Origin of the sequence: Rhizobium sp. BT-226 (assembly GCF_025847085.2) — a bacterium.
Taxonomy (GTDB): domain Bacteria; phylum Pseudomonadota; class Alphaproteobacteria; order Rhizobiales; family Rhizobiaceae; genus Rhizobium; species Rhizobium sophorae.
Genome location: NZ_JAOYTI010000004.1, coordinates 365,890 through 386,697 on the forward strand (window position 1 = coordinate 365,890; position 20,808 = coordinate 386,697).

Here is a 20,808-nt window from a genome sequence, read left to right on the forward strand (position 1 = left end):
AGACAGGATCTTTCATGGCACGGCGCGATTCCATGACGGCTTTCGGACAGCTCGCGGAAGCGATCGCTCTCGTTTCACAGGGAAAGCCCGGTCATATCGTCGATACGCTGATTGCCGAACGCGGCCAGAGGATCGTGAAAAATCCGCTCTGGCCGGTCATGCGGCCATTCCTCTATACGCTGCTGCGCTACAACAAGGCGCTCGAATTCGCCAATGCGGTCGCCAAAATGCCGGGCTTCCAATCGTTCGAATATCTGAGCGACGTGCTGAAGCTCGACATCGGCATCACCCATGGCGAACGCATTCCCGATACCGGCGGCTTCATCCTCGTCAGCAACCATCCGACCGGCATCGCCGACGGCGTTGCCGTGTTCGATCTTTTGAAAACGCGCCGGCCGGACATGATGTTCTTTGCCAATCGCGATGCCATCCGCGTCAATCCGCGGTTTGCCGAGATGATCATTCCCGTCGAATGGCGGGAGGAGCACAAGAGCAAGCTGAAAGCGCGCGAAACGCTACAGCTGACGAACCATGCGGTGAAAGAAGGCAAGGCGACAGTGCTCTTTCCCTCGGGCCGCATCGCCTATTGGGCGAATGGCCGGCTGAATGAACGCCCATGGAAGACCTCGGCCGTCGGGTTGGCGCGCAAATACAATCTGCCGATCCTTCCCGTCCATATGACGGCACGCAATTCCGGCCTGTTCTACTGGCTGGCGAAGTGGTCGACCGAGCTTCGCGACATGACCGTGTTCCACGAACTGTTGAACAAACGCGGCGACCGCTTCGATTTCGTCATCGGCAATCTTATTCCGGCCGAACAGCTGGACGGCGATCTCAACGAGGTGACGAAGGCGCTGGAGAAACATACGGTGCACGACATGGCTAGGGATGGCGACGCGAGTTTCGTGCCGGTCGGCTTGCCGGTTGCGGCGTCGCGCAGCAAGATTCCGGTTCCTGCAATCTAACCACCGGCATTGCCATGACGATCGATATCCGCCGGCTCCGCGATCGGTTGCCGCGGGAAATCGCAGATCTCGAAAGCGAGGCTCGACAGGAAGGCCATCGCCATGTCGCCCGCCTTATCGACGAATGGTCGATCGGCGATAACAGGTTCGAACATCACGGCGAAAGGCTGCTTGGCGCCTATGTCGATGACGTGCTCGCCGGCATCGGCGGCATGACTGTCGAAACGGCCATGTCAGGGGCGCTGCGGATGCGGCGTTTCTACATTCGTCGCGCAATGCGCGGGCGCGGCATCGGCCGGATGCTTGCCATGGCTCCGCTCGACCATGCGTCTTCCTTCTGCACCGTCGTCACCGTTCATGCGGGAAACGATGATGCGGCGAGGTTCTGGGAGTCGCTCGGGTTTCAGCCTTACGGACGAGATGGATATACCCATCTGCTCGCGCTGCAGCACCATAGCGATGATCCAGCGGCTTCGAATTTGCGCCCGTGTGTTACGCCCCGATCTCCTTGAGGCGGATGGCCTGGCGTGCCAGCAAGCGCTCGACATCGGCAATGTCGAGCGGCGAGAGCCTGGCGCCCGGCTTGCGCAGGGTGGCGGACTTGATCACGCCGCGTTTGGCAAGCACGTATTTGCGCGAGGCAAGGCCGATGCCCTGCTGCTGTTCGTAGCGGGCGAGCGGCAGATAGGCATCGAAGATCGCATGGGCGCGATCGGGATTTCCGGCTGCATAGGCCTCGACGACGCCAACCATCATCTCCGGATAACAAAAGCCGGTCATGGCGCCATCGGCACCGCGGCCCATCTCTTCGGGCAGGAAAAGCCCGCCATTGCCGCAGAGGATCGAGATGCGCCGCATGGCGCCCTTGTCGCTGGCGGCGCGAAGTGCTGAGATCTTCGACAGACCCGGCCAATCCTCATGCTTGAGCATGACGCAATTCGGTACCTCGTTGACGATGCGTTCGATGACCTTGGGCGCGATCGTCACATTGGTGGTGAGCGGATAATCCTGCAGCACGAAGGGCGTATCGCCCAGGGCCTCGCCGACCGACTGGTAGAAGGCGAAAGCCTGATCGTCGGTCTTGACGGTCCAGGGTGGCGCGACCATGACGCCGGCGGCACCCCCGCCCATGACGGCTTCGGCGAGTTCGCTCATCGGCGCAAGCCCAGGCGCCGACACGCCGACGACGACGGGAAGGAGCCCGTCGAGGCGCTTCAGCACCCGTTCGACGACTGTCCGCGATTCCTCGGCGGTCAGCTTCGGAGCCTCGCCGAGCTGACCAAGCACCGTCAGGCCGGTGACGCCGGCACTCTCGTAGAAATCGACCATGCTGTCGATACTGGCGAGATCGAGCGCGCCGTCATCGGTGAAGGGGGTTACGGCGATCACATAGACGCCCTTGGCATCTTCAGTCAGTCTGGCCATTGGTGCTCTCCAATTCAGCGGCCGAAGAACAGCGCTTCGGCATTTCGAACAAAAATCTTTTCAGCAATCGCGGGGTCGTCGATGGCGGCCAGCATGGTTTCTACCAGCTCAGCGTCATCGGGCATGCCGTCCCACAATTCGGTGTGCGGCCAATCGCTGCCCCAGAGCAACCTTTCCGCATGGCTGGCGGCAAGAGCGCAGGCGACCTCGGTGAAACCGTCGTAATTCACATCCTTCGTCAGACGATAGGGCGCGGTTACTTTGACGTAGGCCTCGGCTCTGTCCATCAGTCTTTTCAGCGCATCGACATGCAATGATCTCGTTTCTCTGGCAAGCGGAATGAAGCCGAGATGATCGATGACGATGGGCAGGCGGGTGCCGGACAGCGTTGTTGCAATATCGGAAAGTTGTTCGGGATTGATCTGCAACTGCAGCGACCAGCCGAGAGGGGCAATGCTTTGCGCCAGTGTCCTGGCGGCGGCGAGCGGGAGGCCGCCCTTGTTGCGCGTATTGATCCGCACGCCGCGCACGCCGAGCCGGTCAAGCTGCTCTATCTCGGTCTTGGCGGTTTCGGGGTCGATGACGACGATGCCGCGCAGACGATCTGGATAGGCGGCAAGCGCATCGAGCAGCACCCTGTTGTCGAGGCCATAGACGCTTGGCTGCACCAATACGCCCCTGGCGATGCCAAGGCTGCCGGAGAATTCGATCCAGTCGGAAATCGTCGCGATGTCAGGCGTGTAGCTGCGTGGGGTGTTGAGCGGAGCGCCGGCTCGAAAGACGTGGAAATGCGTATCGACCGTGCCTCGCGGCAGTGCCGCCCGGGGCAGCCGCGTCAGCGGCCGGCGGGGCAGGCAAAGCGGCGCCTCCAAATCAGCGGCGCTCATCGCGCGTCGAGCTCCTCGCTTTGCAGGAAATCGAAGTCGGCACCTTCGTCAGCCTGGAGCACGCGCTCCTGATAGAGCTTCGCATAGCCGCGCGACGGGGCAGGGGAAGGCCGGTTGACGACTTCAAGCATGCGGCGATCGAATTCCGCCTGGTCGATATCGAGATCGATACGCCGGCCCTCGACGTCGAGGCGAATGCGATCGCCGGTGCGGACGATCGCCAGAGGGCCGCCATCGGCGGCTTCAGGCGCGATATGCAGGATGATCGTGCCGAAGGCCGTGCCGCTCATGCGGGCATCGGAAATCCGCACCATGTCCTTTACGCCCTGCCGCGCGAGCCTGCGGGGGATGGGTAGATAGCCGGCTTCCGGCATTCCGGGCGCGCCCTTTGGTCCGGCATTGCGCAGAACCAGAACGTCATCGGCATGGACGTCGAGATCGTCGCGGTCGATGCGCAGCGTCATATCCTCGACCGAATCGAAGACGACGGCGCGTCCGATATGCTGCAGCAGATCCTTGGAGGCAGCCGATTGTTTGATGACAGCGCCGCGCGGCGCAAGATTGCCTTGCAGGACGGCGATCGTCCCGATCGGCTTCAACGGTTTCTCGACGGTGAGGATGATGGTCTGGCCCGGCTCGTCGACGACATCGTCGATGATTTCGCCGATCGTTCTGCCGTAGACCGTCGGGGCGCTGCCGTCGACTTCATGGCGCACCGCCTTCAACAGAGCCGGGACGCCGCCCGCCTCGTGGAACTGCTCCATATAATGCTGGCCGGAGGGCTGCAGGTCGACGAGCAGTGGAATGCTTCGGCCCAGCCGGTCGAGTTCGGCCATGTCGAGACGCAGGCCGAGGCGGCCGGTGATTGCGGCAAGATGGACGACGGCGTTGGTCGAGCCGCCCATCGCCTGCAGCGCGACGAGACCGTTGCGGATTGCTTGCGGCGTCAGGATATCGCGCACCGTTGGGGCAGCCTCATCCATGGCGAGACGTGCGGCGACACGGCCTGTCTCCTCGGCAAGGCGAACCCGTTCGGATTCGACGGCGGGCGCCGAACCGGCGCGAGGGAGGCAGAGACCCATGACTTCGGTCAGGTTCGCCATGGTGCTCGCCGTGCCCATCACCGTGCAGGTGCCGATCGAGCTGGCCAGCTTGTTGTTGACCTCGGCGATCTCGGCCTCGTCGATCTCTCCGGCGCGGAAGCGTCCCCAGAAACGGCGGCAATCCGTGCAGGCGCCAAGCCGTTCGCCCTTGTGGTGGCCGACGGCCATCGGCCCGGTCGGCAGGAAGATCGCCGGTATCTCGCTGCTGGCGGCCGCCATGATCTGGGCCGGCAGGGTCTTGTCGCAGCCGCCGATCAGGACGACGGCATCCATTGGCTGGGCGCGGATCATCTCTTCCGTTTCCATCGCCATCAAGTTGCGCAGATACATCGAGGTCGGCGAGGCAAAGCTCTCGTGGATCGAGATCGTCGGAAATACCATGGGCATCGCACCGGCCAGCATCACGCCGCGCTTGGTTGCCTCGATGAGTTGCGGCACATTGCCGTGACAAGGATTGAAATCACTGTAGGTATTGGCGATGCCGACGATTGGACGGTCGAGCGCATCGTCCGAATAACCCATGGCCTTGATGAATGCTTTGCGCAGGAAAAGGGAGAATCCCTGATCGCCATAACTCGTCAGCTTGCGGCGAAGACCGTTCGACAAACCTGTTCCTCCCTCGCCAAATTGATCCATGGCCGTGGCGTCAGGGTAGAGGGATACGAAGGATTGTCAATAAATAAGATGGCGCCACTGTATCGTATTTTTGGATTTCGTCGGCAATCACCATAAAATACAACGGGAATCTCGAAATTCGTGCTTTCGATTATCAATCAACCGATTGGCTTTTGCGAAGAAGCAGGATAGATTATTGATAAAATGGGATTGAATACAGAGGAAGCGCGATGATGGGAACGGAACGACGGCGTATCGGCATTGTCGGTGCCGGCTGGGTCAGTGCCTACCATCTGCCGGCATGGATGCGGCAATCGGAAAGAGCCGAGGTCGTAGCGATTGCCGACCCGTCGCCGAGCGCCATCGAAGCCCGGCTTGCCGCCTTCGATATCGCGCGCATCTATACGAGCGTGCAGGCGATGCTGGATGCTGAGCAGCTCGATGCCGTTGATATCTGCGCGCCGCGGGAATTCCATGTCGAACTGGTCCGGCTGGCGGCAGCAAAGGACCTCGACATCATCTGCCAGAAGCCGCTCGCACCCTCCTACGACGAGGCGGTCGACCTGCTGGCAAGCCTTTCCGGCAGGGGCCGGCTGATGATCCACGAGAACTGGAGATTCCGCGCTTATTATCGGCGGCTGAAGGCGTGGCTCGACGGGGGGCTTGCCGGCGAGATCCGCCAGGTGCAGTTCGAATTCCTGTCCAGCGGCATGATCGCGGATGCGGAGGGAAGAAGGCCGGCGCTGATACGCCAGCCGTTCTTCCGGACGCAGGAGCGGCTGCTGGTCATGGAAGTCATGATCCATCATCTCGATACGCTGAGATATCTTCTGGGCGAGATGCAGGTGGTTAGTGCACGGCTTGAGAGGAGCAATCGTGATATCGTCGCGGAGGATGTCGCAAGCGTCGTCCTGCGCCGGACGAGCGACGGGGTTCTCGTCACCATCAATGCCAATCTCGCCGCGCATGGCGCGCCGCCGACGCCGCGCGATCACCTGCGCATCTTCGGGGCGCGCGGCACGCTCGAACTTAACGGCAATCTGCTCTCGGCTGAGGGTGCGCAGCAGCGCCGGGAAAGCTTCGATCCCGACGAGATCTACCAGGGCGCCTATGACGCGACCATTGCGCATTTCCTCGACAGCCTCGATGGAAAGGTCGCGATGGAGACATCGCCGGGCGATAACATCAAGACGCTTGCGCTTGTCGAGGATATCTATCGCCTGAGCCGGTTCGACCCGGAACGCGATCCACTGTAACATGGCCCGCCGCCGTCAGAGGAGATGACATTGCAGACGCTCAACGAAAGCCGCGAAGAGGGCATCGAGCATGATGATCTAAGCATTGCCCGCGCGTTGGAGGAGGACATTATTTTCGGGCGGCTTGCGCCCGGAACCCGCCTGACCGAAGACACGCTCCTTGCCCGCTTTCATGTCACGCGCCATTTCGCCCGGCAGGCGATCGTGCAGCTCGAGACGATGGGCATCGTTGTTCGGGAGCGCAACAAGGGGGCGACGGTCCGTTCGCTGACTGCTCGCCAGGTTCAGGAAATCTACGATGTGCGTGAGTTGCTGCAACGGCAGGCAGCGCTGTGGATAAAGCTGCCGGCGCCAGAGGCATTGATCGCGGAGCTGCTGGCGCTGCACGAGGAGCATGGCCGCCACGTCGAATCCGGCTATCTCAGGGGTGTGCACGAGGCCAACGACAAATTTCACCTGACGCTCTTCGGCGCCTGCGGTAATGCCCATCTGGTGCAATCGATCGAGCTCTATATGCGGCTCAGCCTGCCGGTGCGCGCCAATTCGATGTCGAGCAAGGAGTCGCTACGCATCTCGCACGAACATCACCGGATGATGATCGAGATGCTGCGCGGTGAAGATAACTGGGTTCTCGCCCAGCTCTGCGTCGACCATCTGCAGCCGAGCAAGAAACGCTATCTTGCCTATGTCAGCGAGAATTGACCGGTCGTTTGAAAGGGAGCGCAGACTTTCGATCGCGCTCCCTTCGCCTAACGGCTCACCAATCAAGGCGCAGGAGAGACACGCCCTGACGCGGTAGGGAGACCTTGAGGGCGATCCTGCCGTCATCGACCTTGACCGACGCCTCACCGTCGATCTCGGCGAGCTTTCCCGAGGCTTCCAGTCTGGCATAGTCTTCGCCGGCCGGATTCTGCGGCTTGCCCATCGCCTTCCAGACGCCAAAGGCGTTGGAATGCTCCTCGTCCATCCTGAAATGCTTGAGCGAGGCGGACTTGTCGCCCCAGCCGTCGAGATTGACCGTGATATTGGCGGTCGGCCCGGCTTCATCATCGTCGTGATAATGCCAGAGGAGAATGGAAACGCCCTTGTCGTCGCGGGTCGCCACGACATTGACATCGGGCTTGCCGCGAACGCCATGGCTCATGATATCTTCGATATCACGGCGATAATCGCTTTCCGATTCCAGCCAGTCGCCGCCGAGTTTGCCAAGCATGCGGAAGCCGTTGAGGACAGCCTTGTCGACGCCATTGGTTGCAAGATCGCGGAAGCCGTCGAAATAGGGCTGATCGTCGAAGAGGAAGGCCCAGGTGACCGCGCCTTCGATGTGGATGTTGGCGCGTCGTGCAAGCTCATAGGTGCGGATCATGCTTTCGACGACATAGACGCCGTAGAGCGGGCCGTTGCGATAGCCGTTCTGGGGATGAACGCGTGCGGAGCAGGCCGCACAGCCTTCCGGATCGGATTCGCCGATCACCACGGGCAGGTGCCGGAGTTCCGGAAACTCGTTGATGACGGCAAGGTTCGTCTCGATGTCGCGGAGCTGCTTGTGCAAGCCCATCCGGACGTGACCCTCGTAGATCACAGGGTTGCCCTTGGCGTGGAAGGCGAGGAAATCGATCGGCGACTTGTTGTCGACCACATGCTTGAGGAAGGCGCGCAGAAAGGTCTGGGCTTTTTCGTTGGCAAAGGCGCCGCAGGTGTGCGGCCCGCCGACGCGGGCCTTCGGAAGCGCGCGTTTCAAGGCCTTGGCGCTGACGTCATACATTTCGCAAAACTGCGGGATGGTGCCGGTCCAATAGTGACCGTCCGGCTCGTTCCAGACTTCCCACGGCCAGCTGGAAACAACGTCTTCGCCATATCTTTCGGCAAGATGGCGCGCCCATGCTTCGATCAGGTCGCCCCATTTCTTCAGGTCGTTTGGCGGGGCCGTCCAGCCGGTGGTGATCGTTGCGTATTTGTCGGCCGGCTCCCATTGGTGGCGATAAGGACCGTCGAAATCGGAGAGCGCTTCGGGCGTGAAGCCGATCTGGATGAGCGGGATGTTGCCGGCTTCGACATAGGTGTCGAAGATCTTGTCGATGACCGTCCAATCATAAACAGGATTGCCGTTCGCATCCTCGGTATAGGCATTGGTCGAACCCCATTTGAGGGCAGGCAGGCCATCGCCGCTGGTCAGAAGATTGTGCGCGCGGATGCGGGGCGGCTCGGGGCTGAGCTCCGTCAGTTCCTTGAGCAGCTTCCTGCCGTGCGGGGAGTAAGTGTAGTTCGGCTCGTCGTATCCGAACCAGTTCCATAAGGGTTCGTATTTGCCGGTCGGCCGGTTGGCGTGAACGGAAATTGTCACGTCATAGGGGCTGCTCATCCTGGTGTCCTCTTGAACGGTCATGCCAAAGCCTCCTCCCGAAAGCAGCTGACCTGTCTGGTGATGAAGTACGGCCTCTTGGGAGGGCGCCGCGCTCGCCGCAAAAGCTAAGCCAAACGCTCACTTTGTCAATAATATAAAAAAGCGCATCACTGCCATGCGCCAAAACTGCCTGAAAATGCGCAATTTTTTATAGCCTGTCAAATTATCAGTTGCCGTTTCTCAAAAAATTGTCGATAACTATGGCGTGAGTTCTCCCGCCGCCGAGGAGTGCATGTGCCCTGCGGCACGCGCAGGCAGGGGTTCGCTGGACGCCATCGTCAATTGATTACGGGAAGCGCTCGCCGTGGCGAGTTAAGGAGGAGGAACATCCGATGAAGTTCCGTAAATATGCAGCCATTGCCTTATTGTCGCTCATGGCCCTTCCGGCATTTGCGCAGGATTTCATTGCCGGCATACCGCGCAACGAAACGCTGATCATCCAGGGTACGCCGCAGCAGAATGCCGACTGGTTCAACCTCTGGGCTCCGGGCGGCGGGGCGGCGGCAAACATCAACGGCCTGCAGCAGCTGACTACCGATACGCTGTGGTTCATCAATCCCGAAGGCGGCAAGGATGCCTGGCAGAATGCGCTGGCCAGCGAGCCGCCGAGCTACAACGCCGATTTCACCGAGATGACGGTGAAATTGCGCAAGGGCATCTTCTGGAGCGACGGCGTCGAATTCACCAGCGATGACGTGGTCTATACCGTGCAGACGCAGATCGACCATCCCGGCATGGCCTGGAGCGCGCCCTTCACCGTCAATGTCGCGAGCATGGAAAATCCGGATCCGCAGACGGTCGTCTTCCATCTGAAGAAACCGAACTCGCGCTTCCACACCCTTTTCACCGTGCGCTGGAATGCGGCCTGGATCATGCCGAAGCACGTCTTCGAGAAAGCCGCAGATCCGCTGTCCTTCAACAATAATCCGCCGGTTTCGCTCGGGCCCTACCAGCTGCAGAGCTATGACAAGGGCGGCAACTGGACGATCTGGAAGCTGCGCGACGACTGGCAGCGCACGTCGATCGGCCTGGCTGCGGCACAGCCGCCCGAGGTCAAATACGTCGTCTATCGTGCGGCCGGCAATCCGGAGGCCCGCGTCATCGAGCAGCGCAACCACAATCTCGACGTCATCAACGACATGGCGCCCGAGGGCATGTTCTCGATCATGCGCGACAGCAAGAGCACGGCTTCCTGGCTGAAGGGCTTTCCTTTCGCGCATCCGGACCCGACGCTGCCTTCCGTTCTCTTCAATACGAAGAAGGCTCCCTTCGACAATAAGGACGTGCGCTGGGCTCTCGCTCTGCTGATCGACATCCGCGAAGTGGCGCTTGGCTCCTATCGCGGCGCGGCCAATATCGCCGCCCTTGCTACGCCGCCGACGGGTTCTGCCCCGGACGATTATTACGCACCGATGCAGGACTGGCTGACGAATTTCGAACTCGACACCGGTTCCCGCAAGATCAAGCCCTACGATCCGAATATCTCGGCGCAGATCGCCAATATGGTGCGTAGCCAATGGGCCGATCAGATCCCGACCGATCCGGCCAAGCTGCAGCGTACATTCGGCTTCGGCTGGTGGAAGAAGGACGTTGAGGCTGCGACCGAGCTGCTGCAGAAGGCAGGCTTCAAGAAAAGCGGCCGCCAGTGGGTGAAGCCTGACGGCACGCCCTTTACGATCCGCCTGCAGGTGGAAGGCGATGCCATCCCAACGCTTGCCCGCGCCGGCACGGTGATTGCCCAGCAATGGTCGCAAGCCGGCATCGCCACCAAGGTCGATGTCGCCGGCCCGACCAATGGCCAGCGCCTCAGCACCGGCGATTTCGAGACCGCGATCTACTGGAGCATCGAGACCTGGGGCGGTCATCCCGACCTCTCCTTCTTCCTCGACAGCTATCATTCGGAGTTCATCAAGCCGGTCGGGCAGATCCAGCCGCCGCGCAATCTGCAGCGCTGGCAGGATCCGCGTCTCGATCAGCTGATCGAGAAGAACCGATCGATCGCCTTCGATTCGCCGGATGTCGCCAAGCTAGGCCAGGACTTCCTGAAGCTTGCCGTCGAGGAAATGCCGATGATCCCGCTGATGGCCTACAACAAGTTCGCGCCGCTCGATACGACCTATTGGACCAACTATCCGAGTGCGGACAACCCCTATTCGGCCTCGGGTCCGAATTGGTCGAACATCCGCTACATGGTGGTCGGGCTAAAGGCCAATCCGGATGCGCCGAAGCCTTGATCGAGGCACAACAAAGGAAACAGCCGGCCGCCGGCTGTTTCCGTTCTGCTATTGAAGGGTCGATGTCATGAACGGCTTTCTGATCTATGCGGCAAAACGCTTTCTGCAATTTCTCTTCGTGGTCTTCACCGGCATCACGCTGGCCTTCCTGATCGCGCATTTTTCGCCGGTCGATCCGATCGAGCAGACCGTATCGCTGTTGACGAGCTTCGGTTCCACCGATCCACAGGCCGTCGAAATCCTTCGCGAATCGCTGCGTGAGCTTTACGGCACCGGCGGACCACTGCTGGACCAGTATTTCACCTTCTGGGGCCGCGTCCTGACCGGCGATTTCGGCCCGTCTCTCTCCTCTTTCCCGACCCCCGTCATGACCGTTATCGGCCGGGCGCTCCCCTGGACGGTCGGGCTTCTGACGCTCGCAACGATCATTTCCTGGATCATCGGCAATTTTCTCGGCGCGCTTGCCGGCTATTTCCGCAGCAGCAAGCTGCTGAAGGTTGCTGGCATCGTCATCATGGCGCTACAGCCGATCCCGACCTACATCATCGGCCTCAGCCTGGTGATCCTCTTCGGTTTCATCTGGCCGATCCTGCCGATCAGCGACGGTGCGCAGGTCAATCTCGCGCCCGCCTTCAACTGGGCCTTCATCAGCTCGGTGATCGAACACGGCATCCTGCCGGCCCTGACCCTCGTGCTCGTCGGCATCGGCGGCTGGTTCATCTCGATGCGCTCGCTGGTTTCCAACATCGTCACCGACGACCACGTCGTCTATGCCGAACTTGGCGGCGTGCGCTCGCGCAGCATCTTTTCGCAATATGTGGCGCGCAACGCCATGCTGCCGCAGGTCACCGGCCTGGCGCTCAGTCTTGGCAACGTCTTCGGCGGCGCCGTCATCGTCGAGTTCGTCTTCAATTATCCCGGGATCGGCAAGCTTCTGATCTCCGGCATTTATTCCGGCGATTACAGCCTGGTGCTCGGTGTCACCACAATTGCCATCATCGCGGTTGCCGCCGCGGTCTTCGTGATCGACATCATCTATCCGCTGATCGATCCACGCGTGAAACTGGGGTAATCCGTGATGTTCAAAGTCCTCAGAGACCTGCTGCGCTACAACAAGGAGTTCCTGCTCGGAACCATCCTGATCGCTATCATCCTGGCGCTGATCGTGGTGTCGTTCTTCTCGCCCTATGACGAGAATGCCATCTATGTCGTTGCGCCCGACATGCCCCCTTCGGCCGAATTCTGGCTCGGCACCACCTCGCGCGGCCAGGAGGTTTTCTGGCAGATCGCCGCCTCGATGCGCAATACGCTGTTCTTCGGCATCATCGTCGCCTTTGTCAGCCGCATCATCGCCATCGCCGTCGGGCTGATCTCCGGCTATATCGGTGGCCGGACCGACCAGATCATCATGGCGGTCAACGATACGCTCGGCGCACTACCGAACATTCCGATCCTGCTGCTTCTGGTCTTCGTGCTCCGCGACCAGATGACGTGGTTCATGCTGGCGATCACCGCAGCGCTGCTCGGATGGACGCATGACAGCCGCCTGATCCGTTCCGTCGCCCTGTCTCTCCGGCAGCGGGAATTCACCCGGCACGCGGTCTTCTCGGGCATGCGCACACGGCAGATCCTCATCCGCGAACACCTGCCCTATGTCATGCCGATCGTCTTCTTCACGACGATGAACAATATGATCTGGGCGATCGGCCTCGAGGTGACACTCTCGGTGCTCGGATTTTCCGACATCAACCGGCCGACGATCGGCGGCATGATCTACTGGGCCAATGCGCATTCCGCGATGGTATCGGGCATATGGTGGTGGGTCGCCTTTCCGATGCTCTTCGTCGTCATCCTATTCCTTGGCCTGTTCATGCTCGCCATGTCGGTCAACGAATATATCGACCCGCGTTCGCGGCTCGCCCGCATGGGAGCTTGAGGAGATGCAGAACCTGATGAGGACGCAGCCTTTGACCCTTGCTGAAAACGCCATGGACGCACTGACGATCGACGGGCTGAAATGCTATTACGTCAATGACTATTTCGGCGTGCGACGGGAGATCCGCGCGGTCGACGATATCAGCCTGACCATCCGCAGGAATGAGATCTACGGCATTGCCGGCGAATCCTCGAGCGGCAAGACATCGCTGATCAAGACGCTGGCCGGCGCCATCCGGCCGCCGATGCGCGTCGTCGGCGGAACGGTGAAATTCAATTTTGCCGACGGACCGATCGATGTCTACGGCGAACCAATCAAGATGAAGGCGGCACGCTGGCGTCATCTTTCCTACATCATGCAGGGCTCGATGAACGTGCTGAACCCGGTCAGAAGGGTCAAACACGCCTTCACCGATTTTGCCTCCCGCCATATGAACCTCGATCCCGCCGCCTTCCGGGCGCGCGTCGAGGCGCATCTTGCCAGGCTGCATCTCGATCCGCATGTGCTCGAGGCCTTTCCGCATCAGCTTTCGGGCGGCATGCGCCAGCGTCTGACGATTGCTCTCGCCACTGTCTGCGAGCCGGAATTCATCATCGCCGACGAGCCGACGACGGCGCTCGACGTGCTCGTGCAGCAGGACGTTCTGGCGCTGATCAAGGAAGTGCAGGCCCGCATGCAGTCCTCGGTCATCTTCGTGACTCACGACATGTCGGTGCATGCCGCCATCACCGACCGGCTGGCCATCATGTATGCGGGACGGCTGGCCGAGGAGGGGCCGACGCAGGCGATCTTCGACAATCCCCAGCATCCCTACACCGTCCACCTGATCGGCAGCCTGCCGCGCATCGGTGATGTCTCGACGCGAAAGAGCCTCAGGGGCAAGCCGCCGGCCCTTTCGGATCCGCCTTCGGGATGCCGTTTCCATCCACGCTGTCCGATCGCGATCGACAAATGCGCACGTGAAGTGCCGGCCATGCTGCCGAGCGCGACGGGCGGGCGGGTCGCATGCTTTCGTGCCGGGGAGTACCAGATCCAATGAGCAGCAATTTCCTTCTCGAACTCGACCATGTGACCAAGCTCTTTCCGATCGGCGGTTTCTTCTCGCGCGAAAAGATGAAGGCGGTCGACGATGTCAGCTTTGCGCTTACCGCCGACAAGCCCGAGATATTCACGATTGTCGGCGAATCCGGCTCCGGAAAATCGACGCTGGCGAAAATGATCCTCGGCAGCGAAAAGGCCGATCGGGGCAGCATTCATTTCGACGGTACGGATGTGAAGGCGGTGCGTTCCCGCAGGGATCGCGAGGCTTTCATGGCCAAGGTCCAGCCGGTCTTTCAAAATCCGTTCGAAGCTTTCAATCCGCTGACGCGGATCGACGAGTATCTGCTGGCCACCGCCCATCGCTTCAAGGGAGCAAAGAGCCGCGCCGAGAAAGAGGCGCTTGCCGACGTTGCCCTCCAGCGCGTCGGCCTGTCGATGGCGGAGATAAAAGGCCGCTTCTCGCACGAGCTTTCAGGCGGCCAATTGCAGCGCATCGCCGTCGCTCGTGCGCTGATACCCGAGCCGAAGCTGATCGTGGCGGACGAGCCGGTGTCGATGGTCGACGCATCGCTGCGCATGTCGATCGTCAATCTCTTCCGGGATCTGCGTGACGCTCTCAACGTCTCGATCGTCTACATCACCCATGACCTTGCGACGGCCTATTACATTTCCGACCGCGTGGTGATCATGCGCAAGGGCGTGGTGGTGGAGAGCGGAGATGCCAGGGACGTGCTCGAACATCCGAAACACGCCTATTCGATCGCGTTGAAGAACGCTGTCCTGCCGCCCAATCCGCGCGAGGCATCGGCGATCCTGCGCCTGCGGCAACGCAATGCCGAGACAAGTGAAGCCTATTCCGGCAGTGGCGACCGCCTTGCCAGGTGAAGCGCAATTTCTGAGCTTCACCCTTTAAATCGTCGCGACGACCCGGAACGCGTCGCTCCCTCTTTGCGGTTCCAATTCGATCGATTTGCGGGCATGGTCTCGCGCGATGAGCACAGATTCGTCCGATCTCTTTGGCGCGCTTTTCGAAGCACCGCCCGCGAACCGAACGGTTCCCGTGCTGGTGCCGATGCCGGCGCCGAAACCCTATTCCTATTCGGTGCCGGATGGCATGGCGGTCGAGCCCGGCTCGGTCGTGCAGGTGCCGCTCGGGCCTCGGCAGGTGATCGGCGTCGTCTGGGACGGCGGCGAGGACGGTGTCGATCCGAAGAAGCTCCGGCCGATCAGCCATGTCTTCGACTGCCCGCCGCTCTCCAGCGAGATGCGCGATTTCATCGACTGGGTAGCGACCTATACGCTCTCGCCTCCCGGCCTCGTCGCGCGCATGGCGCTCCGGGCGCCGAACGCCTTCGAGCCGGAACCGATGGTGGAGGGGCTGAGGCTCGTCGGCGGCGAACCGGAGCGGATGACGCCGGCGCGCGCCCGGGTGCTTGACACCGCCTCCGACGGCTTTTCATGGACACGCAGCGGCCTTGCGCATGCGGCGGGCGTCTCGACGAGTGTCGTCGATGGGCTGATCACGCTCGGTATCTTCGAGACTGTATTCCTGCCGCCGCCGCCGGTCGTTGCGATGCCGGATCCGGATTTTGCCGCCGCACGTCTCGAAGGGCCGCAGAAGCAGGCGGCCGAAGAGATCGTTTCCGATGTCGGCAAGGGCGAATTTTCGGTGTCGCTGATCGACGGGGTGACCGGCTCCGGCAAGACCGAGGTTTATTTCGAGGCGATTGCCGAGACGCTGAAACGTGGCAAGCAGGTGCTGATCCTGCTGCCGGAGATCGCGCTGACGGCCAGTTTCATGGAGCGCTTCCAGGACCGCTTCGGGGCAAAGCCGGCCGAATGGCATTCCGATCTTGCGCCGCGCATGCGCGAGAAGGTCTGGCGCCAGGCGGTGACCGGCGAAGTGCGCGTCGTGGCGGGCGCCCGCTCGGCGCTCTTCCTGCCCTTCGAGGATCTCGGCCTGATCATCGTCGACGAGGAACACGATCCCGCTTACAAGCAGGAGGATCGCGTCTTCTACAATGCTCGTGACATGGCTGTCGTGCGCGGCCGCATCGGCGATTTTCCCGTCATTCTGGTATCGGCGACGCCGTCGGTCGAAAGCCAGGTCAACGGCCAGAGCGGGCGCTACAGCACCGTCCACCTGCCGACGCGTTTCGGCGATGCAGCGATGCCGGATCTGCATCTGGTCGATATGCGCAGGCACGCGCCGGAGCGGGGCGGCTTCCTGTCGCCGGTGCTGATCCGGGCGATCGGCAAGACGGTGGAGAAGCGCGAACAGGCGTTGCTCTTTCTCAATCGGCGCGGTTATGCGCCGCTGACGCTCTGCCGGGTCTGCGGCCACCGGTTCCAATGCCCGCAATGTTCGAGCTGGCTGGTGGAGCATCGTTTCCGCAAGCAGCTGCAATGCCATCAATGCGGACATGCCGAGCGCACGCCGGAGGCGTGCCCGGAATGCGGCACACTCGACCATCTCGTCGCCTGCGGGCCAGGCGTCGAGCGCATCGCCGAGGAGGTGGAACGGCATTTCCCGGAGGCGCGAACGATCGTTCTCTCCTCGGATATCATGGGCGGGGTGAAGCGGCTGCGGCTGGAGCTGGAAGCGATCGCCAAGGGCGAAGCCGATATCGTCATCGGCACCCAGCTTGTGGCCAAGGGCCACAACTTTCCGCTGATGACGCTGGTCGGCATCGTCGATGCCGATCTTGGCCTTGCCAATGGCGATCCGCGCGCGGCCGAGCGCACCTTCCAGCTTTTGTCGCAGGTGACGGGCCGGGCCGGGCGCACCGGGCTTAAGAGCCATGGGCTGCTGCAGACCTATCAGCCGCAGCATCCTGTCATGCAGGCAATTGTTTCCGGCGATTCCGACGCTTTCTACGAGCGCGAGATCACCGAACGCGAACGCGCCCTATTGCCGCCCTTCGGCAGGCTCGCCTCGATCATCGTTTCGGCTGAAACCCGCCATGATGCTGAAAACCATGCGCGCGGCATGCGCAACGCCGCACCGCAGGTGTCGGGTATCTCGGTGCTCGGCCCGGCCGAAGCGCCGCTTGCGCTGGTGCGCGGCCGCCACCGCTTCCGTCTTTTGGTCCACGGGAGGCGGAACTCGGACATGCAGGGGTTCCTGCGGGCGATGCTGTCGCAATCGCCCAAGGAGCGCGGATCGGTGCAGGTGCAGCTGGATATCGATCCGCAGAGTTTTCTCTGAATGATGACGCCGCCATTCCCTCCTTTTTCCGCCCATGCCATAAAACACTGATTCATCCGGGTGATTTGGGGCTGATGCATGGAGTTTTACTTTCCGACCGAGCTTGGCGAACAGCTTGCCTTTTGCTCCGCCGCTTTCACGGCACTCGCCGGCTTCATCATGATGTTTGCGCCGGGCCATACTTTCCGTCTTCTCGGTCTGCAGGCGCAGGAGGGGCGGCCGGAAGGCTTCGGCGAGGGACGCTCGATGGGTGGTTTCTATCTCGGTTTCGGGCTGGCGGCGATCATGCTCGCCCAGGACTGGATCTATATGGCGCTCGGCGCCTCCTTCGCGATGGCTGCCTTTGCCCGTGTCATCTCGATCCTGTCCGATAAGGGGAGTAATCTCGTCAACTATTTACTCCTGGTTGTGCAGATCGCTTTGGCCGCGCTACCGCTGCTCTACGTTTTCGGCTTCACCCAGACGTGACTCTCGCTGCCGGCAGATGGCTTCTTCGGCCTGCTTTCAGGCCATTGCGCGATTTTGCAGACAGAAATTCATGTGAAAGGCGTATTCGGGCATTACGCGTGTTGCGAGTCCGAACATCCTATGTTAGACGGACCCCGAATTTCGGAAGAAGCAAGAGGCTTCTCTTGTGATTTCTGGGGGAAATCAAAACGAATTCAAGATCATAGGTTCGGCGCCCGCCGAGAGCCGGATTTTGGGTTGAAATCAGGGAAATTTGTGCCAGTGGCAGACACGTCCCAGCTTACTTCTGGTGTTGCAGAACGCTATGCCTCGTCGCTTTTCGAACTGGCGCTCGAGCAGGGCGCCGTCGACAGCGTAACCGCCGATCTTGACCATTTCCAGGCTATGCTGGATGAAAGCGCCGATCTGAAGCGCTTCGTCGCAAGCCCGGTTTTTTCCGCTGAAGACCAGATGAAGGCGATTGTCACCATCAGCGAGAAGGCCGGCATCAGCGGTTTCTTCGCCAATTTCCTGAAGGTCGTGGCACGCAACCGCCGCCTGTTTGCCCTGCCGGGCATGATCAAGGCCTTCCGCATCATCGCCGCGAACCATCGCGGTGAAATCTCCGCCGAGGTCACCTCGGCACATGCGCTTTCGCAAGCGCAGGAAACCGAATTGAAGGTGGCACTCAAGAGCGTTACCGGCAAAGACGTGACGATTGCCGTCACGGTTGATCCGTCAATTCTTGGTGGTCTGATCGTGAAGGTCGGGTCCCGCCAGATTGATACGTCTCTTCGTACCAAACTCTCTACCCTTAAGCTCGCATTGAAAGAGGTTGGCTGATGGATATCCGCGCCGCGGAAATTTCCGCAATTCTCAAAGACCAGATTAAAAATTTCGGCAAAGAGGCAGAAGTCTCGGAAGTCGGCCAGGTTCTCTCCGTCGGTGACGGTATCGCTCGTGTCTATGGTCTGGACAATGTCCAGGCCGGTGAAATGGTCGAGTTCCCGGGCGGCATCCGCGGCATGGCGCTGAACCTCGAATCCGACAATGTCGGCGTCGTCATCTTCGGCTCCGACCGCGACATCAAGGAAGGCGACACCGTCAAGCGGACCGGCGCCATCGTTGACGTTCCGGTTGGTCCGGAACTGCTTGGCCGCGTCGTCGACGCGCTCGGCAATCCGATCGACGGCAAGGGCCCGATCAACGCGACACGCCGTTCGCGCGTCGACGTCAAGGCTCCCGGCATCATTCCGCGCAAGTCGGTTCATGAGCCGATGTCGACCGGCCTCAAGGCCATCGACGCGCTGATCCCGGTTGGCCGCGGCCAGCGCGAGCTGGTCATCGGTGACCGCCAGACCGGCAAGACCGCGATCCTTCTCGATGCCTTCCTCAACCAGAAGGCCATTCACGACAACGGTCCGGAAGGCGAAAAGCTTTACTGCGTCTACGTCGCCGTCGGTCAGAAGCGTTCGACCGTCGCCCAGTTCGTCAAGGTGCTCGAAGAGCGCGGTGCACTGAAGTATTCGATCATCGTTGCCGCCACCGCTTCCGATCCGGCGCCGATGCAGTTCCTGGCTCCGTTTGCCGGCTGCGCCATGGGCGAATATTTCCGTGACAACGGCATGCATGCGCTGATCGGCTACGACGACTTGTCCAAGCAGGCCGTGTCCTACCGCCAGATGTCGCTGCTGCTGCGCCGCCCGCCGGGCCGCGAAGCCTATCCGGGCGACGTTTTCTACCTGCACTCGCGCCTGCTCGAGCGCGCTGCGAAGATGAACGACGACAAGGGCGCCGGTTCGCTGACCGCTCTGCCGGTCATCGAAACGCAGGGCAACGACGTGTCGGCCTTCATTCCGACTAACGTCATCTCAATCACCGACGGTCAGATCTTCCTTGAAACCGACCTGTTCTATCAGGGTATCCGCCCGGCCGTGAACGTCGGCCTGTCGGTTTCCCGCGTCGGTTCGTCGGCACAGATCAAGGCGATGAAGCAGGTTGCCGGCTCGATCAAGGGCGAGCTCGCCCAGTATCGCGAAATGGCCGCCTTCGCCCAGTTCGGTTCGGACCTCGACGCTGCGACACAGCGCCTGCTGAACCGTGGTGCACGCCTGACCGAACTCCTGAAGCAGCCGCAGTTCTCGCCGCTGAAGACGGAAGAGCAGGTCGCCGTGATCTTTGCAGGCGTCAACGGCTATCTCGACAAGCTGCCGGTCGCTTCGGTCGGCAAGTTCGAGCAGGGCTTCCTCTCATATCTGCGTTCGGAAGGCTCCGCCATCCTCGACGCGATCCGCACGGAAAAGGCAATCAGCGACGATACCAAGGGCAAGCTCACCGCTGCTCTCGATAGCTTCGCAAAGTCTTTCTCGTAATCAGGCCCTAAGTTAGGACGGATCACGGATGCCTTCACTTAAGGATCTGAAAAACCGGATCGCCTCCGTCAAGGCGACGCAGAAGATCACCAAGGCGATGAAAATGGTCGCCGCGGCGAAGCTTCGGCGTGCGCAGGAGGCGGCCGAGGCCGCCCGGCCTTATTCGCAGCGCATGGGTGCGGTTCTGGCGAACATTGCCAAGGCCGTCACCGATGCCGACGGCGCACCGACGCTGATGACCGGCACGGGCCAGGACAAGGTCCATCTGCTGGTGGTCTGCACGGCCGAACGTGGTCTTTGCGGCGGTTTCAACTCGCAGATCGCCCGCTTTGCACGCGAACATGTCCGCAAGCTGCTTGCCGAAGGCAAGACGGTGAAGATCTTCACCGTCGGCAAGAAGGGTCACGACATCCTTCGCCGCGAATTCTCGTCGCTGATCATCGAGCGCAAGGAATTGCGCGACGTCAAGCGCGTCGGCTTCGAGAATGCGGACCAGATCGGCAAGCGCATCATCGAGATGTATGCTGCCGGCGAGTTCGACGTCTGCACGCTGTTCTATTCCGAGTTCAAGTCGGTGATCAGTCAGATTCCGACGGCGCAGCAGCTCATCCCGGCTTCAACGGGAGCTGGGCAGACCGAAGATGCCGTACATGCAGGCGCCGTCTACGAATACGAGCCGGATCCGGCATCGATCCTCGAAGATCTGATCCCGCGCAACATCTCCGTCCAGATCTTCCGCGCGCTCCTTGAGAACGTCGCAGGTGAGATGGGCGCCAAGATGAGCGCTATGGACAATGCGACGCGTAATGCCGGTGAGATGATCAACAAGCTGACGCTGAGCTACAACCGCCAGCGTCAGGCGCAGATCACCAAGGAACTCATTGAAATCATTTCGGGCGCGGAAGCGCTCTGAGG

The 20,808-nt window shown here is 61.1% G+C and carries 18 protein-coding genes; 14 read left to right on the forward strand and 4 right to left on the reverse strand.

The window, feature by feature from the left end:
• Window positions 1–14: 14 nt before the first annotated feature.
• Entirely contained in the window at window positions 15–965 is a 951-nt protein-coding gene (locus OIU37_RS26290; RefSeq protein ID WP_264259087.1) for a GNAT family N-acetyltransferase, read from the forward strand.
• Between the two features lie 14 nt (window positions 966–979).
• Entirely contained in the window at window positions 980–1,477 is a 498-nt protein-coding gene (locus OIU37_RS26295; protein WP_264259088.1) for a GNAT family N-acetyltransferase, read from the forward strand.
• On the opposite strand, the gene OIU37_RS26300 is transcribed toward OIU37_RS26295, so the two are convergent.
• The 3 genes from OIU37_RS26300 to OIU37_RS26310 are packed head-to-tail and all read right to left on the reverse strand — an operon-like array spanning window position 1,458 to window position 4,986.
• Window positions 1,458–2,390: a dihydrodipicolinate synthase family protein gene (locus OIU37_RS26300; protein ID WP_264259089.1), complete on the reverse strand. Its 933-nt coding sequence runs from the start codon at window positions 2,388–2,390 to the stop codon at window positions 1,458–1,460. The genes OIU37_RS26295 and OIU37_RS26300 overlap by 20 nt on opposite strands.
• A 14-nt stretch (window positions 2,391–2,404) precedes the next feature.
• Window positions 2,405–3,277, reverse strand: a complete 873-nt coding sequence (locus OIU37_RS26305; protein WP_264259090.1) for an amidohydrolase — start codon at window positions 3,275–3,277, stop codon at window positions 2,405–2,407.
• Window positions 3,274–4,986, reverse strand: coding sequence for an IlvD/Edd family dehydratase (locus OIU37_RS26310; RefSeq protein ID WP_264259091.1), 1,713 nt, complete (start codon window positions 4,984–4,986; stop codon window positions 3,274–3,276). Before OIU37_RS26310 ends, OIU37_RS26305 begins: the two co-directional genes overlap by 4 nt.
• Before the next feature lie 239 nt (window positions 4,987–5,225).
• Here OIU37_RS26310 and OIU37_RS26315 point away from each other — a divergent pair, with 239 nt between their 5' ends.
• Window positions 5,226–6,251 carry a Gfo/Idh/MocA family protein gene (locus OIU37_RS26315; protein WP_264259092.1) on the forward strand — a complete coding sequence of 342 codons (1,026 nt, stop codon included), beginning with the start codon at window positions 5,226–5,228 and terminating at the stop codon, window positions 6,249–6,251.
• A gap of 30 nt (window positions 6,252–6,281) precedes the next feature.
• Window positions 6,282–6,953, forward strand: a complete 672-nt coding sequence (locus tag OIU37_RS26320; RefSeq protein ID WP_180696457.1) for a GntR family transcriptional regulator — start codon at window positions 6,282–6,284, stop codon at window positions 6,951–6,953.
• Between the two features lie 55 nt (window positions 6,954–7,008).
• On the opposite strand, the gene OIU37_RS26325 is transcribed toward OIU37_RS26320, so the two are convergent.
• Window positions 7,009–8,637, reverse strand: coding sequence for a beta-xylosidase (locus tag OIU37_RS26325; RefSeq protein WP_264259093.1), 1,629 nt, complete (start codon window positions 8,635–8,637; stop codon window positions 7,009–7,011).
• A 350-nt stretch (window positions 8,638–8,987) separates the two neighbouring features.
• Here OIU37_RS26325 and OIU37_RS26330 point away from each other — a divergent pair, with 350 nt between their 5' ends.
• The 10 genes from OIU37_RS26330 to OIU37_RS26375 all read left to right on the forward strand — a co-directional run bounded on the left by OIU37_RS26330 (window position 8,988) and on the right by OIU37_RS26375 (window position 20,806).
• Window positions 8,988–10,889, forward strand: coding sequence for an ABC transporter substrate-binding protein (locus OIU37_RS26330; RefSeq protein WP_264259094.1), 1,902 nt, complete (start codon window positions 8,988–8,990; stop codon window positions 10,887–10,889).
• A 67-nt stretch (window positions 10,890–10,956) separates the two neighbouring features.
• A complete protein-coding gene (locus OIU37_RS26335) occupies window positions 10,957–11,961 on the forward strand; it encodes an ABC transporter permease (protein WP_029870994.1) in 1,005 nt (334 codons plus the stop codon).
• A 6-nt stretch (window positions 11,962–11,967) separates the two neighbouring features.
• Window positions 11,968–12,825 (forward strand): ABC transporter permease, encoded by an 858-nt coding sequence (locus OIU37_RS26340; protein WP_168310286.1) that lies wholly within the window; start codon window positions 11,968–11,970, stop codon window positions 12,823–12,825.
• Between the two features lie 4 nt (window positions 12,826–12,829).
• The gene (locus OIU37_RS26345) at window positions 12,830–13,864 is read left to right on the forward strand and encodes an ABC transporter ATP-binding protein (protein ID WP_240604059.1); all 1,035 of its coding nucleotides are present in this window, start codon (window positions 12,830–12,832) and stop codon (window positions 13,862–13,864) included.
• Window positions 13,861–14,751 (forward strand): ABC transporter ATP-binding protein, encoded by an 891-nt coding sequence (locus OIU37_RS26350; RefSeq protein WP_264259096.1) that lies wholly within the window; start codon window positions 13,861–13,863, stop codon window positions 14,749–14,751. Before OIU37_RS26345 ends, OIU37_RS26350 begins: the two co-directional genes overlap by 4 nt.
• A 106-nt stretch (window positions 14,752–14,857) precedes the next feature.
• Window positions 14,858–17,074, forward strand: a complete 2,217-nt coding sequence (locus OIU37_RS26355; protein WP_264259099.1) for a primosomal protein N' — start codon at window positions 14,858–14,860, stop codon at window positions 17,072–17,074.
• A gap of 78 nt (window positions 17,075–17,152) precedes the next feature.
• Window positions 17,153–17,542: a DUF4345 domain-containing protein gene (locus tag OIU37_RS26360; RefSeq protein ID WP_264259101.1), complete on the forward strand. Its 390-nt coding sequence runs from the start codon at window positions 17,153–17,155 to the stop codon at window positions 17,540–17,542.
• 255 nt (window positions 17,543–17,797) lie between these two features.
• On the forward strand, window positions 17,798–18,364 hold the full coding sequence (locus tag OIU37_RS26365; protein ID WP_264259221.1) for a F0F1 ATP synthase subunit delta: 567 nt from the start codon (window positions 17,798–17,800) through the stop codon (window positions 18,362–18,364).
• A complete protein-coding gene (gene atpA / locus OIU37_RS26370) occupies window positions 18,364–19,893 on the forward strand; it encodes a F0F1 ATP synthase subunit alpha (RefSeq protein WP_003589851.1) in 1,530 nt (509 codons plus the stop codon). The genes OIU37_RS26365 and atpA overlap by 1 nt, the downstream gene beginning before the upstream one ends.
• A gap of 28 nt (window positions 19,894–19,921) precedes the next feature.
• On the forward strand, window positions 19,922–20,806 hold the full coding sequence (locus tag OIU37_RS26375; RefSeq protein ID WP_264259109.1) for a F0F1 ATP synthase subunit gamma: 885 nt from the start codon (window positions 19,922–19,924) through the stop codon (window positions 20,804–20,806).
• Window positions 20,807–20,808 lie beyond the last annotated feature (2 nt).